Annotated in this window: 14 protein-coding genes; 4 read left to right on the forward strand and 10 right to left on the reverse strand. The window is 71.4% G+C overall.

Annotated elements, in window-relative coordinates; all coding sequences use genetic code 11:
- Positions 1-44: 44 nt before the first annotated feature.
- Positions 45-1,427: an MFS transporter gene (locus LR269_RS17350; protein ID WP_231432003.1), complete on the reverse strand. Its 1,383-nt coding sequence runs from the start codon at positions 1,425-1,427 to the stop codon at positions 45-47.
- A 197-nt stretch (positions 1,428-1,624) separates the two neighbouring features.
- Between LR269_RS17350 and LR269_RS17355 the strand changes: the two genes are divergently transcribed.
- A complete protein-coding gene (locus LR269_RS17355; RefSeq protein ID WP_231432004.1) occupies positions 1,625-2,305 on the forward strand; it encodes an HAD family phosphatase in 681 nt (226 codons plus the stop codon).
- On the opposite strand, the gene LR269_RS17360 is transcribed toward LR269_RS17355, so the two are convergent.
- Both LR269_RS17360 and LR269_RS17365 read right to left on the reverse strand, forming a co-directional pair.
- A complete protein-coding gene (locus LR269_RS17360; protein ID WP_231432005.1) occupies positions 2,191-2,832 on the reverse strand; it encodes a hypothetical protein in 642 nt (213 codons plus the stop codon). The two genes, LR269_RS17355 and LR269_RS17360, sit on opposite strands and share 115 nt — an antisense overlap.
- 25 nt (positions 2,833-2,857) lie before the next feature.
- Positions 2,858-3,331, reverse strand: coding sequence for a peroxiredoxin (locus LR269_RS17365; protein ID WP_231432006.1), 474 nt, complete (start codon positions 3,329-3,331; stop codon positions 2,858-2,860).
- A 78-nt stretch (positions 3,332-3,409) separates the two neighbouring features.
- Here LR269_RS17365 and LR269_RS17370 point away from each other — a divergent pair, with 78 nt between their 5' ends.
- A complete protein-coding gene (locus LR269_RS17370; RefSeq protein ID WP_231432007.1) occupies positions 3,410-3,835 on the forward strand; it encodes a MarR family winged helix-turn-helix transcriptional regulator in 426 nt (141 codons plus the stop codon).
- A 4-nt stretch (positions 3,836-3,839) separates the two neighbouring features.
- Here LR269_RS17370 and LR269_RS17375 read toward each other — a convergent pair whose 3' ends face one another.
- The 3 genes from LR269_RS17375 to LR269_RS17385 form a co-directional block, all read right to left on the reverse strand.
- A complete protein-coding gene (locus LR269_RS17375; RefSeq protein ID WP_231432008.1) occupies positions 3,840-4,418 on the reverse strand; it encodes a DUF421 domain-containing protein in 579 nt (192 codons plus the stop codon).
- A gap of 102 nt (positions 4,419-4,520) precedes the next feature.
- Positions 4,521-5,429, reverse strand: a complete 909-nt coding sequence (locus tag LR269_RS17380) for a lytic transglycosylase domain-containing protein (RefSeq protein ID WP_231432009.1) — start codon at positions 5,427-5,429, stop codon at positions 4,521-4,523.
- A gap of 195 nt (positions 5,430-5,624) precedes the next feature.
- Positions 5,625-6,266, reverse strand: a complete 642-nt coding sequence (locus tag LR269_RS17385; protein WP_231432010.1) for an NAD(P)-dependent oxidoreductase — start codon at positions 6,264-6,266, stop codon at positions 5,625-5,627.
- A gap of 105 nt (positions 6,267-6,371) precedes the next feature.
- On the opposite strand from LR269_RS17385, the gene LR269_RS17390 reads away from it, so the two are divergent.
- Positions 6,372-7,520, forward strand: coding sequence for an acyl-CoA dehydrogenase family protein (locus LR269_RS17390; RefSeq protein WP_231432011.1), 1,149 nt, complete (start codon positions 6,372-6,374; stop codon positions 7,518-7,520).
- 34 nt (positions 7,521-7,554) lie between these two features.
- Here the strand turns inward: LR269_RS17390 and LR269_RS17395 are convergent, their stop codons facing one another.
- From LR269_RS17395 to LR269_RS17410, 4 genes are read right to left on the reverse strand one after another with little or no spacing between them, the layout of a single operon-like run.
- Positions 7,555-8,139 (reverse strand): TetR/AcrR family transcriptional regulator, encoded by a 585-nt coding sequence (locus LR269_RS17395; protein WP_231432012.1) that lies wholly within the window; start codon positions 8,137-8,139, stop codon positions 7,555-7,557.
- 1 nt (position 8,140) lies between these two features.
- Positions 8,141-9,766 (reverse strand): cytochrome b/b6 domain-containing protein, encoded by a 1,626-nt coding sequence (locus tag LR269_RS17400; RefSeq protein WP_231432013.1) that lies wholly within the window; start codon positions 9,764-9,766, stop codon positions 8,141-8,143.
- Positions 9,767-9,772: 6 nt separating this feature from the next.
- Entirely contained in the window at positions 9,773-10,759 is a 987-nt protein-coding gene (locus tag LR269_RS17405; protein WP_231432014.1) for an electron transfer flavoprotein subunit alpha/FixB family protein, read from the reverse strand.
- An 11-nt stretch (positions 10,760-10,770) separates the two neighbouring features.
- Entirely contained in the window at positions 10,771-11,547 is a 777-nt protein-coding gene (locus tag LR269_RS17410; RefSeq protein WP_231432015.1) for an electron transfer flavoprotein subunit beta/FixA family protein, read from the reverse strand.
- 170 nt (positions 11,548-11,717) lie between these two features.
- On the opposite strand from LR269_RS17410, the gene LR269_RS17415 reads away from it, so the two are divergent.
- Positions 11,718-13,514 carry an acyl-CoA dehydrogenase gene (locus LR269_RS17415; RefSeq protein ID WP_231432016.1) on the forward strand — a complete coding sequence of 599 codons (1,797 nt, stop codon included), beginning with the start codon at positions 11,718-11,720 and terminating at the stop codon, positions 13,512-13,514.
- Positions 13,515-13,551: the final 37 nt, after the last annotated feature.

Here is a 13,551-nt window from a genome sequence, read left to right on the forward strand (position 1 = left end):
CTTCGTCGCTCGGTCGTCGCGGCACGATGAGCCGCTCGCCGGCGTCAGGCCCGCGCGAGTCCGTAGATCGGGCTCTTCTCCTGCTCGGCCTCGTGGTCGGGGCCGAGCGGAATGCCCGAGCGGTCGCGCAGCAGCAGGGTCGCCACGAGGCCGATCAGCGTCATGCCCGCCAGGTACCACGTGACGGCGTCGGTGGAACCGGTCGTCTGCACGAGCCACTGGGCGATGGTCGGGGCGAACGCGCCGCCGAGGATCGCACCGATCGCGTACGAGATCGAGACGCCTGAGAAGCGGATCGAGGCCGGGAACAGCTCGGAGTACAGCGCCGCCTGGGGCCCGTACGTGAAACCGAGGCCGATCGTGAGGGTCACGAGCCCGAGCGTCAGCAGTGCGAGGTTCGCGGTGTTCACGAGCGGGAACAGCAGGAAGACGCCGACGAGCTGCAGGATCCAGCCGATGATGTACGTCGTGCGACGGCCGATGCGGTCGCTGAGCCAGCCCGCCACCCAGGTGAAGACGAGCCACGAGACGGCCGAGACCGTCACGGCGCCGAGCACGTCGGCGGTGGCGAGCCCGATCGGGCCCTTCTCGTCGGTCGCGTAGCGCTGGATGTACCCGCCCGTCGTCATGTAGCCGACGGCGTTGTTGCCGGCGAAGACGAGCGCGGCGATGAGCACGAGCAGCGCGTGCCTGCGGAAGAGCTGCACGATCGGCATGCGCGTCTGCTCCTTGCGCTCGGCGATCTCGGTGAAGACCGGGCTCTCCTCGACCTTTCGACGCACGTAGTAGCCGATGAGGATGAGCACGACGCTCAACAGGAACGGCACGCGCCAGCCCCACGCGAGGAAGGCGTCGCCTGGGGCGATGACCGCCATGAGCGCCATGGTTCCCGAGGCGAGCAGGAGCCCGAGCGGCACGCCGATCTGCGGCGAGGCCCCGAACATGCCGCGTTTCTGCTTCGGCGCGTGCTCGACGGCCATGAGCACCGCGCCGCCCCACTCGCCACCCGCCGAGATGCCCTGCAGGATGCGCAGGAGGATCAGCAGGATCGGGGCCGCGATGCCGATCGCCTCGTAGGTCGGCAGCACGCCGACGAGCGTCGTCGCCGCACCCATCAGGATGAGGGTCAGCATCAGCACGAGCCGGCGGCCGTACTTGTCGCCGAGGTGACCGGCCAGGAACGCGCCGAGGGGGCGGAACAGGAAGCTGATTCCGACGGTGATGAACGCCAGGATCTGCGCGAACTGCTCGCCGGCCGGAGCGAAGAACAGCTGTGCGAAGACCGTGCCGGCCGCTGTCGCGTAGATGAAGAAGTCGTACCACTCGACGGTCGTGCCGACGACCGTCGCGAAGACGACCCGTCTTCGGTCGCCCACCGCTGAGATCGTGCCGGTGGGGGTGAATCCGGGCTGGTCGGGTGCGCTCATCGTGCGACTCCTTCGTCTGGTGAGGGGCCCGGTGACGCGCGCGGCGCCTCACCGAGGAGGCCGCCGTGAAGGGTCGACGACGACCTGCGCTCGATCATATACGATTTCAGATCTGATTGGGAGATCCACGTGCAGGCCGATATCCGTCCACTCGCAGCAGGCACGGGCAGCGCCCGGCAGCCCCGTATCCTTGCCGAGTGACGACGACGGCTTCCCGGTTCTCAGCGGTGCTCTTCGACTGCGACGGCGTGCTCGTCGACTCGGAGCGGATCACGCTTCGGGTACTGCGCGAGATGCTGGGCGAACTCGGCTGGCGGGCGACCGAGGCCGACGTCGTGCGACACTTCCTCGGGCGCTCGCTGCGCGACGAGTGGCGCGTCATCCTCGAGCACACCGGCTTCCGCATCGACGATGCCTGGGTGCTCGGGTTCCGGGCCCGGCGCGACGCCGCCCTCGCGGCGGAGGTCGCACCGATCCCGCGGGTCGCCGACGCCCTGTCGGCGATCGCGGGCCTCGTCGGCGAGCGCATGGCGTGCGTCTCGGGGGCAGACCGCGGCAAGGTCGAGCTGCAACTCGACACGACCGGGTTGCGTCCGTTCTTCGGCGAGCGCATCTTCAGCGGCATGGAGCAGGCGCGCACGAAGCCCGCGCCCGACGTCTACCTCGCCGCCGCCCGCTCGCTCGAGGTCGACCCGACCACGGCGCTCGTCATCGAGGACTCCGTCGCCGGCGTCACCGCGGGCGTCGCCGCAGGCGCGACGGTCTACGGCTTCGCCCCGCTCGGGCCGACGCGCACCGACCCCGCGGCCCTGTCGGCCGCCGGCGCCGGGCTCGTGTTCACCGACATGGGAGAGCTCGCGGCGCTCGTCGCCGCCTGAATCAGCTCGAGCCGGCGAGTGAGCCGCAGCACGATCAGGAGCGGCACGATGCCGATCACGCCGAACGAGATGTCGATCAGCTGCCAGCCGAGCGGGATGCCTCGGATCGAGCCCGCGATCAGCGCGAGCGGCACGACGCCGAGGCAGGCGAGCATCCCCCACTGGGTGACCCAGACGTTGCGCACCGGATCGCGGTAGGGACCGATGAATGCCGCCGCGATGACGAGGTGCGCGAACGCGAGCCAGTCGGTGCCGTACGCGAGGAAGGGGTGCGCACGGTAGCTCTCGCGCAACGCCTCGTCGACGCGCTGCACCCACTCGACGACGCCCGGCGCCCAGTCCGCGGCACCGAGGCGTTGCAGCACCTCGGCACCGAACGCGAGCTCGACGTCGAGCGGGAAGGCGGTGACCCCGCTCACCACGAGCCCCGCGATCATGACGACCAGCCAGATCCGGATCCACCGCAGGAGGTGCCGCGATCCGGTCGGCGGAGCGAGGCGGCCATCGGTGAGGGCGGGCTGTTCCATGGGCGCGAGCCTAGTGCCGCCGGGGTCAGACCCTGGCGGCCGGTGCGAGTTCGTCGATCGCGGCCAGGAGCGCCCGTCGATCGTAACCGGCGGTCGGCAGCGTCGACCCGTGCGCGTGTCGCACGAGCCCCGCGGCGTCGACGAGCACGGTGCCCGACTGCTGCATCGACCCGAAGACGCGCTTCGTGAGGCCGACCGCCTCGTGGGCCGTGCCGTCGGCGCCCGTGACGACGGGGAACGGCACGCGGCGGCGATCCTTCCAGGCCGCCGCCTCGTCGCGATCCTCGGGCACGGCGATCAGCACCGAGATGCCGCGCGCCGAGAGCTCGCCGGCCCGGCCGACCAGGTCGCGCACGTGCGCGTTGCAGACCGGGCACGTCGTCGTTCGCATGAAGAACGCGACCATCCCGCGCTCGCCCAGGTGATCGAGCAGTCGAACGGGCTCGCCGGTGCTGCTCTGCAGTTCGAGGTTCGGCATCCGAGTACCTGCCGTGATCATGTCGTCTCCTCCGCTATTTATTCAGGTTGCCTGATCAACAGGCTACTTGAAGATTTACGTCTCGGCTACCGTTGAGCCATGGCCCACTCGCCGGCGTTGCCCCTCGGGATGCTCGCCGCCCGCCTGGCGAAGGAGTTCGAGGGCGAGGTCTTCGAGCAGCTCACGCGGGCCGGCTACCCCGATCTGCGCGTGCGCCACTCGGTGCTGCTCGGCGCGCTCGACAGCACCGGCCTGCGCCTGACCCAGCTCGCCGCCCAGGCGGGCATGACCCCGCAGGCGATGGGCGAACTGGTCGACGACCTCGAGCAGGGCGGTTACCTCTCGCGGCGCGCCGACCCTGCCGACCGGCGGGCGCGACTCATCGTCGCGACCCCGAAAGGCGAACGCGCGCTGGCCGACTGCCTGCGCGTCGTCGCGTCGATCGAAGCGTCCTACGCGCGCAGGCTGGGCGCGGAACGCTTCGAGGCCGTGCAGGGGGCGCTCGCCGAGCTCCTCGAGCCCTGATCGGTCAGTCGCCGGCCTTCCCGTCGCCGAGCCGGGCGGTGAGCCGGTCGACCTTCGCGTTGAGCTCCTGCACGGCGGCGAACAGCTCGGCCCGCGTCGGGCCGTCGTGCTCGACGACGTGGACGAGCAACTGCCCGTTGGGCTCGAGCCGCGCTCGCTTCACGTCCTTCAGGCGTGGCACGCCGGCATCCTGCAGCGCGATCTTCAGGTCGGAATGCGTGAAGCGCTGCCGGCGGAGGGCCGCTTCGTCGGGCTTGCCGTCGCGCACCACGACCACGGCATCGCCGGCGACGAGCTTCTGCGCGCGCGGACTGCGGAACATGACGTAGGCGAGCGCGGCGTTCAGTGCGAAGAGCGCGACGGCCCCGATGATGGCACCGCTCACGGTGTTGTCGTCGCCGATCAGCCCGTTCTGCACGGTGTTCGAGACGAGCAGCAGCAGGATGAAGTCGAAGGTCGTCAGCTGCGCCATGAGCCGCTTGCCGCTGAGCCTGAGGGCGACGATCAGGAACGCGTACAGCAGGGCCGTGCGGATGAGCTTCTCCCAGACCGACACGTCCAGTTCGAACATCGAGCTCCACATGCGACCATCATCGCCCCGACCGGGCGCTGCGGCTCGCAGCCCCGCCCGGCAGCGTGGACCGGCGGCCTCGCGGGCCACGAGGCGTCCGTCGCCCCGTTCGGCCTACTCGACGGCCGCCGCCGCGTACTCGTTGGCGACGGTTGCGACCTTGTCGACGTAGTCGTTGTCGTGGTTGTACGAGTACACCGCGGCGCGCCAGCCCTCGGGGTCGGTCATCGCCCCCGAGGCGCAGAGGTACCGCGCGGTCGTCAACGCGGCGTCGTCGATCTGGTGCGGGTCGGCGACGTCGTCGCCGTTGCCGTCGCTCGCCCATTTCGACCAGGTCGTGGGGATGAACTGCATCGGGCCGACCGCGCGGTCCCAGGTGGTGTCGCCGTCGAGCCGGCCGCCGTCGGTGTCGGCGATGGCGGCCACGCCCTTGCCGTCGAGCGCAGGACCGATGATCGGCGGGTCGGCGTACCCGCTCGCGTCGAGCGAGCTCGCGCCGTGTCTGCCGTGATCCGATTCGATGTCGCCGATCGCGGCGAGCGTCGCCCAGTCGACTCCGCAGTCGGGCGCCTCCTCGGCGAGCACGATGTGCGCGGCCGCGTAAGCCGCGAGCGCCCGCTCGGGGATGCCGGCGTTGGCAGCGATGCGGGAGATCCACTCGGTGTCGACCGTCGGAAGCGGCACGACCTCGGATTCCGAGAGCACGGTGGGCCCCTCGGGGGTCTCGCCGTCGGTCGCCTCGGGCGTCCCGGGCTCGGAGTCGGGCTCGGAGGCGACCGGGGGCAGCGCCACCCTCGCGCCGTACGCGGCCGGTGCGGCGAACCCGCCCGGATTGGCCGCCGTGCCCATCACGTTGACCGCGAACACGACGCCGACCACCAGCGCGACGGCACCGACGACGCCCCCGACGGCGAACCCGGCGATGACGGCGACGCGACGGACGAGCCGCCATCCGGTCGCCCGCTCGCGCGGCGGCCGGTACTCGCTGCGGTCGTCGACGTCGGACTCGTCGCTCCAGGACATCAGGTGGTTCGCTCCGTTCGGGCGCTGGTTCAGAGGTGCCCGCCGGATCGGTCGTCGTTGCCTCGAGGCTCGGCGATCACGACCCGTCCTCCCACGGTACGCGCCTCAGCCGGCTCCCGCACGAATTCATCCACAGGAGGCACCGCCGCGAGCGGTGCCGGCGGTGCCGAGCCGCGTCGACGCGCGGGTGACCGATCAGTAGCCGACCGTGAACCGCTCGCGCCGGTGGTCGCCGTTCTCGACCTCGTCGACGACGGCGATCGCGAAGTCGGCGCCCGAGATGAACGACGAGCCGTCCTCGGCGACGACGACGACCTCGCCGCCCGTGCGGTAGGCGCCCGTGCGCTCGCCGGGCTGCCACGAGCCGAAGACCTTCGGAGGGTGCACGAGGAACCAGTCGAGCCCGGGCTCGCTCGCCTCGAGCAGGTCGAGCGACTCGATGCCGACGGTGGCCTCGTGCAGGTACTGCTCGGGCACGCCGAGGTCGTAGAGGCGCGGTCCGCCCGGGGCGGAGAGGCTGCCCATCGCTCCCCCGACGACGCCGAGGCGGGTGGGCGTGCCGGTGAGCCGGTCGGCGAGGGCGCGCAGCGCACCGGGCACCTCGTCGGTCATGTCGCCGCGCGGGGCGACCGCCGAGATCACGGCATCGGCACCGTCGAACTGCGCCGCGAGTCCGTCGAGGTCGAGGATCGACCCGCGCACGTACTCGACGCCGGCGACCTTCTCGCTCGGCTCGTTGCGCGACACCGACACGACCTCGTGTCCTCGTGACGCGGCTTCGGTCGCGATGTGTCCGCCGGCGTAGCCGGTGCCTCCGATGACGACGATGCGTGCCATGCTGCTCTCCTCCTGCCGCCCCGATGGCGGCACACGATGAAATGCAACGCTCTGGTGCACCGGGCATTCCGACTAGGCTCGGCCTCGGCACGTGGAAGGGCTGAGATGGCCGGGTCGAACGCATTCTCCGAAGATCAGCTGGCGATCGTCGACGCCGTGCGCGAGTTCACGGCGACCGAGCTCGCGCCCTTCGCGAACGAGCGCGACCGCACGAAGCACTTCCCGCTCGACACGCTCGAGCGGGCGGGCCTGCTGGGCCTGGGCGGCATCTACGTCGGCGAGGATGTCGGGGGCTCGGCGCTCGATCGATTGACCGCGACGCTCGTCTTCGAAGAGCTCGCCAAGGGCGACACGACGATCGCGGCCTACCTGTCGATCCACAACATGGTGGCGTGGATGATCGATCGGTACGGCGACGACGCGCAGCGGGAGCGCTGGCTGCCCGGGCTGACGTCGCTCGTCGACCGCGCCAGCTACTGCCTCACCGAGCCGTCGGCGGGCTCCGACGCCGCGGCGATCACCACGACGGCACGGCGCGAGGGTGACGAGTACGTGCTGAACGGGGTGAAGCAGTTCATCTCGGGCGCCGGCGTCTCGGCCGTCTACCTCGTCTTCGCCCGCACCGGCGAGCCGGGTGCACGCGGAATCAGCGCGATCGTCGTTCCGGCCGAGGCTTCCGGCCTGTCCTTCGGTCCCGACGAGCAGAAGATGGGCTGGCGCGCCCAGCCCACCCGGCAGGTCGTGCTCGACGGCGTCCGGGTGCCGGTCGGCCACCGCCTGGGCGATGAGGGCGACGGGTTCCCGATCGCCCTGTCGGGACTCGACGGCGGACGGGTGAACATCGCGGCGTGCTCGCTCGGCGGCGCGCAGTGGGCGCTCGATCGTGCCCTGCGGCACGTGCGGGAGCGCGAGACGTTCGGGCGCCCCCTCGCCGAGCACCAGACGGTGCGCTTCACGCTCGCCGACATGGCGACCGAACTCCACGCCGCGCGACTGCTCGTGCACGACGCCGCCGCCGCGATCGACGACGGCGTGCCCGACGCGACGGCGAGGTGCGCGATGGCGAAGCGCTTCGCGACCGATGCCGCATTCACCGTGGCGAACGCCGCGCTGCAACTCCACGGCGGGTACGGCTACCTCTCGGAGTTCGGCATCGAGCGCGTCGTCCGGGACCTGCGCGTGCACCAGATCCTCGAGGGCACGAACGAGGTCATGCGCATGATCGTCGCCCGACGCCTGCTCGGCGGCCGATGACTCGGAGCGGTCGCCGGCGCGGCCGCCGTGACGGTCAGTCGGCGAGCAGTCCCGCGTGCAGCAGCTCGAGGTAGTTCTCGCTGACGCTCGCCGCGGTGTGGCTGCCACCCGGCCGGTACCAGAACACCGTCGACCAGACCGCGTCGCGGATGAACCGGAACGCGAGCCGCGGATCGACCGAGTCGCGGAAGGCGCCGTCGGCCTGGCCGGCCGTGATCTGCTCGAGCCAGAGCTCCTCGATGCGCGCGGCCCCGTCGGCGAGGAACTCGAAGCCGGGCTGGGTCATCATGAACCCGGTCTCGTTCTGGTAGATGCGCACCTCGTCGGGGCGCTGTTCGATCGTGAGGAATGCGTGCTCGATGAGCTGGTCGAGGTGCTCGCGGTAGCTGCCCTCGCTCGCGACGATGCGCTCGAAGTGCGCGAGCGTGTCGCCCATGAACGCGCGCAGGATCTCCTGCAGCACCGCCTCCTTCGAGGAGAAGTGGTGGTACAGGCTGCCCGAGAGGATGCCCGCCTCGTCGGCGATGTCGCGCACCGTCGTCGACGAGTATCCGCGCGAGGCGATCAGCCTCGTCGCGATCGCGATGATCTCGTCGCGCCGCCCCGAACCGTCGCCCACGTCAGCGCCCGCTGACCTTGCCGAACAGGCGGGCGATGGGAGCGAGCACGAGCGGCCGCGCTGCGATCCAGGCGACCGCGATCACGACGAGCGAGGCGACGAAGATCCAGAAGCCGACCCAGTTCACGGCGTCCTGGCTGGCGTACATGTGGTTGAGGTTGCGCAAGATCCCGGTCGCGAACACGAGCCCGACGTGCACGATGATGAAGGCGACGAAGTACAGCATCACCGGGAAGTGCACGGCACGAGCCCACTCGACCGGGTAGATGCGGTTCAGCGTCTTCGCGTTCTTCGGCCAGATCCCCGACATGCGCACGCCCGTGATCACCGCGAGCGGGGCCGCGACGAAGACGGTCATGAAGTAGGCGATCTGCTGCAGGCTGTTGTAGTTCACCCAGCCGTTCTCGGTCGGCCAGTCGAGCGAGAGGTACTGCAGCAGCGCCGAGATCGCGTTCGGGAAGACCTCCCAGCTCGTCGGCACGATGCGCATCCACTGGCCGGTCGCGAAGAGCAGCACGACGAACACGACGCCGTTGACGAGCCACAGGATGTCGAGCGACTGGTGGACCCACAGCGCGAGGCTGATCTTGCGCTTCGCGTTCCAGCGCGGCGACCAGAACGCGGTCGGGCGCTTCTGCGTCCGCACCTGCAGGCCCGACCGGATGATGAGCACGATCAGGAACACGTTGAAGAAGTGCTGCCAGCCGAGCCACGCCGGAATGCCGACGGGCGCCGACTCGGGCAGGTGGTACTCGCCCGGGTAGCTCGCGATGAAGTCCTGCATCGGCGCGGTGGCGAGCAGCCAGTTGACGACGACGACGACCCCGGTGCCCGCGAGCAGCAGCCCGAACCCGCCGATGACGAGCACGGCGGCCCACTCGGCGCGCGAGTACGGTCCGTACAGCTTCGGCCATGGTTCGGCGACGGGCGGGGTGGATGCGACGGAAGTCGCTCGTCGAGGCTGCGGCATCGGGGCGCGCCGGGGCGCGGCACCGGGCGCGGCGACGGGAGTGGGCGCGGGCGCGACGGTGGGCGTGGGCGCGACGACGGCAGCGGCCTCGACCGTCGGGGCGACCTCGGCGACCGGCGTCTCGACGACGCGCTCGGGCCGGGCGGGCGCAGTGCCGGCCGGGGGCCAGGGGTCGCCGTCGGGCGTGCGCGGCAGCCCGCGTCGCAGGGCGACCGCCCCGGCGACGGTGCTCGCGCCGGCGGGGGTCGCTGCCGGAGCCACCTTCGCGGCGGGCGGGGCCGTGGCGGCGGGGGCCGCCGTAGCGGGGGGCGCGGGCGCGACATCCGTCGGCGGCGTCGAGTCGAGCGCCGCGGCCGGAGCCGACGACGCGGGGGGCCATGGCTCGCCGCCGGGAACGCGCGGGAGGCCGCGCCGCACGGGCCGTGGCGACGGCGCAGCGAGGACGACGACCGCCGTCGCGGGGGCTGCCGCGGTCGCCGCGACCGCGGTCGCCGGGGCGGCAGCCGCCGCGACCGCCGGAGACTCAGCGGTACCGGTCGCCGCCACGACACCCGCGGGCATCGTCGCCGCCTCCGCGACCTCGGACACCGGAGGCCAGGGGTCGCCGCCCGCGAAGCGGGGCAGGCCCTGCCGTGTCGTTCGCCCGTACGTCGCCATCGGTCGCTACGCCTTCCGCGCCTCGAGCGCGGCGATCAGCTGCGGCACGACCGTGAACAGGTCGCCGACGATGCCGAAGTCGGCGATCTCGAAGATGGGGGCGTCGCCGTCCTTGTTGATCGCGACGATCGTCTTCGCCGTCTGCATGCCGGCCCGGTGCTGGATCGCGCCCGAGATGCCGAGTGCGATGTAGAGCTGCGGCGACACCGAGACACCGGTCTGGCCGACCTGGTACGACTGCGGCACGTAGCCGGCGTCGACCGCCGCGCGCGAGGCGCCGACCGCGGCGCCGAGCACGTCGGCGAGCTGCTCGACGAGCGCGAACTGCGCCTCCGAGCCGAGACCGCGGCCGCCCGACACGACCTTCGCCGCGCCGCGCAGTTCGGGACGAGACGACGTGACGACCGCCTCGTCGACGCGCCCGATGGCGGCGGCCCGACGACCGGATGCCTCGACCGCGAGCTGCTCGGTCGAGACCGGCTGCGCCTCGGCGCGGGCATCGACCGCGCCCTCGCGTACGGTGATCACCGGGGCGCCCCACGTGACCGCGGAGTCGACGTTGTAGGCGCCGCCGTAGACCGAGTGATGCGCGACGACCCCCTCGGCGTCGCGCGAGACCGCGACGGCGTCGACCGCGAGACCCGAGCGCGAGCGGGCCGCGTAGCGGCCGGCGACCTCGCGCCCCTCGATGGAGTTCGGGACGAGGATCGCGTCGGGTCGCACGAGCTCGGCGGCCGCGGCGAGCGCGTCGGCCCCGGGCACCGTCACCTGCGCACCGGCCTCGGCGCCCTCGGCGACGAGCACATGGGTCGCCCCGAGCGCGGCGGCATCGGCCGCGGCCTGCTCACCGGCGCCGGCCGCGCCGACGATGAGGGCGACCGGAGTGCCGACCCCGGCGGCGGCGCCGAGCAGTCCTGCGGCGCTCTTGGTGAGCTCGCCAGAGGGGGTGAGGTCGAGGAGGACGAGGATCGAGTCGGCCTGGAAGTCAGTCATGTCGATCCCCTTTACGCGAGCCGGTTCTGGACGAGGTACTCGGCGAGCCGCTCGCCGGCGTCGCCCTCGTCGACGATCTTGGTGCCCGCCGTGCGGGGCGGCTTCTCGGCGAGCGAGATCATGATCGAGCGCGACGCCTCGGTCGTCTCGGCATCGACACCGAGGTCGGCGAGCGAGAGCGTCTCGAACGGCTTCTTCTTCGCGGCCATGATGCCCTTGAAGTTCGGGAACCGGGCGTCCGGCAGCCGTTCGGTGATCGAGATGACCGCGGGCAGCGCCGCCGTGACCTGCATCGTGCCGTGGTCGCTCGCGCGCTCGCCGCGCACCTCGCCGTCGGCGATCTCGACCGAGTTCAGGCTCGTCGCGTTCGGCACGTCGAGGAGCTCGGCGATCATCGCCGGCACCACGCCGCCGGAGCCGTCGGTCGACTCGTTGCCGGCGATCACGAGGTCGTACCCGATGCGCTGCACCGCGGCGGCGAGCACCTCGGCGGTGAGCCCGAGGTCGGCCCCGGCGAGCGCGTCGTCGACGACCTGCACGGCCGACGACGCACCCATCGCCAGGCCCTTGCGCACGGTCGCCGCAGCGGACTCGGGCGACATCGAGAGCACGACCACCTCGGTGCCGGCGTTCGCGTCGGCGTACGAGAGCGCGACCTCCAGGGCGCGCTCGCCGATCTCGTCGAGCACCGTGTCACTCGCGGCGCGATCGGCGAGGCCGGTCTGCAGGTTCAGCTTGCGGTCCCCGTAGGTGTCGGGGACCTCCTTGACCAGGACGACGATCTTCATTCCGCTCCCTCTGTGCACGAGTCGCTCCATCCTAACCAAGCACTTGCTTGCCTCGACAGGGCACTCTTTTGTGGGATGCCGCCAACCCGGTGCGGCGCTCGACCGAGCACCTTCGTCGAACGTGCACAGTTCCCGGCTGCCGCCCGGGATGCCGGGGTTACGCTGCGGGCATGAGCGGATTCCGACCCCCTGTTGCAGATATCGCCTTCGCCCTCGAGCACGTCGTCGACTACGACGCCGTCGCGCAGCTGCCCGGTTTCGAGCACGCCGACCTCGAGACCGTCTCCGAGATCCTCGACGAGGTCGGCAGCTTCATGGCCGAGGTCGTGGCGCCCACCAACCGCGCCGGCGACCTCGAGGGTTCGACGCTGAACCCCGACGGCAGCGTGACGACGGCGACCGGCTTCAAGGAGGCGTACGCCGCCTACGTCGACGCGGGCTGGGGCTCGGTTCCGCTGCCCGAGGAGTACGGCGGCGGCAACTTCCCGCGCACGGTCGGCCTCGCCGTGCAGGAGCTCATGATGACGGCGAACATGGCGTTCTCGCTGGCTCCGCTGCTCACTCAGGGCGCGATCGAGGCGCTGCTGCACTACGGCAGCGACGAGCAGAAGCAGCAGTGGCTGCCCAAGATGGTCTCCGGCGAGTGGGCCGGCACCATGAACCTCACCGAGCCGCACGCCGGCTCCGACGTCGGCGCGCTGACCACGAAGGCGGTCAAGCGCGAGGACGGCACCTACGGCATCACCGGCCAGAAGATCTTCATCACCTTCGGCGACCACGACCTCAGCGAGCAGATCGTGCACCTCGTGCTCGCACGCACGCCCGACGCCCCGGCCGGCACGAAGGGCATCTCGATCTTCATCGTGCCGAAGTTCCTCGTGAACGAGGACGGCTCGCTCGGCGAGCGCAACGGCGTGCACACCGTCGGCGTCGAGCACAAGATGGGCATCCACGGTTCGCCCACCTGCGTGCTGTCGTACGAGGACGCGACCGGCTACCTCGTCGGCGACGAGAACATCGGCATGCGCATCATGTTCGTCATGATGAACAGCGCCCGCCTCTCGGTCGGCACGCAGGGCCTCGCCGTCGCCGAGCGCGCCTACCAGCAGTCGCTCGACTACGCGCGCGAGCGCATCCAGGGCCGCGCGATCGGCGCGACGCAGGACAGCCCGATCATCGACTTCCCCGACGTGCGCCGCATGCTCATGACGCAGAAGGCATATATCGCCGCGATGCGTCGCATGATGCTCCTGAACGCGACCTACGTCGACGTGTCGACCCACCACCCCGACCCCGCGACCCGGGCTCGCGCGAACGAGATCGTCGGCCTGCTCACCCCGATCTGCAAGTCGTTCGGCACCGACCTCGGCAACGAGCTCACCTCGCTCGCACTGCAGATCCACGGCGGCATGGGCTTCATCGAGGAGACCGGGGCCGCCCAGCACTACCGCGACGTGCGCATCGCGGCGATCTACGAGGGCACGAACGGCATCCAGGCCGCCGACCTCGTCGGTCGCAAGCTCCCGGTCCGCGACGGCGCGTCCGCGCTCGAGTTCATCGCCACCATGCGCGAGCTCGACACCGAGCTGGCCGCGGCGGGCGAGGAGTTCGCCTCGATCCGCTCGCACCTGAGCGCACAGCTCGACACCCTCGAGCAGACGACGGCGTGGATGCTGCGCACCGGTGCCACCGACCCGAACGCGGTGCTCTCGGGGTCGTCCCCGTACCAGCGCATCTGGGGCCTCGTCGTCGGCGGGTGGCTCATGGCGAAGTCGGCGCTCGGTGCACGCGGCGTCGACGCCGACGGCGTCGCCGAGACGCAGCTGCCGCTCGCCCGCTTCTACGCCGAGCAGCTGCTGCCGCAGGCCGCAGGCCTGGCCAGCTCCGCGACGGCCGGCTCGCGCGACCTGTTCGCACTCGACGCGGCCGCCCTCGGCGACCCCGCAGCTCGCGGGGCCCGCGTCTGAGCCGACCCGAGGCCTGACGATGCGCTCGCCCTCCGGG

This window comes from Agromyces sp. S2-1-8 (assembly GCF_021129215.1).
Classification (GTDB): domain Bacteria; phylum Actinomycetota; class Actinomycetes; order Actinomycetales; family Microbacteriaceae; genus Agromyces; species Agromyces chromiiresistens.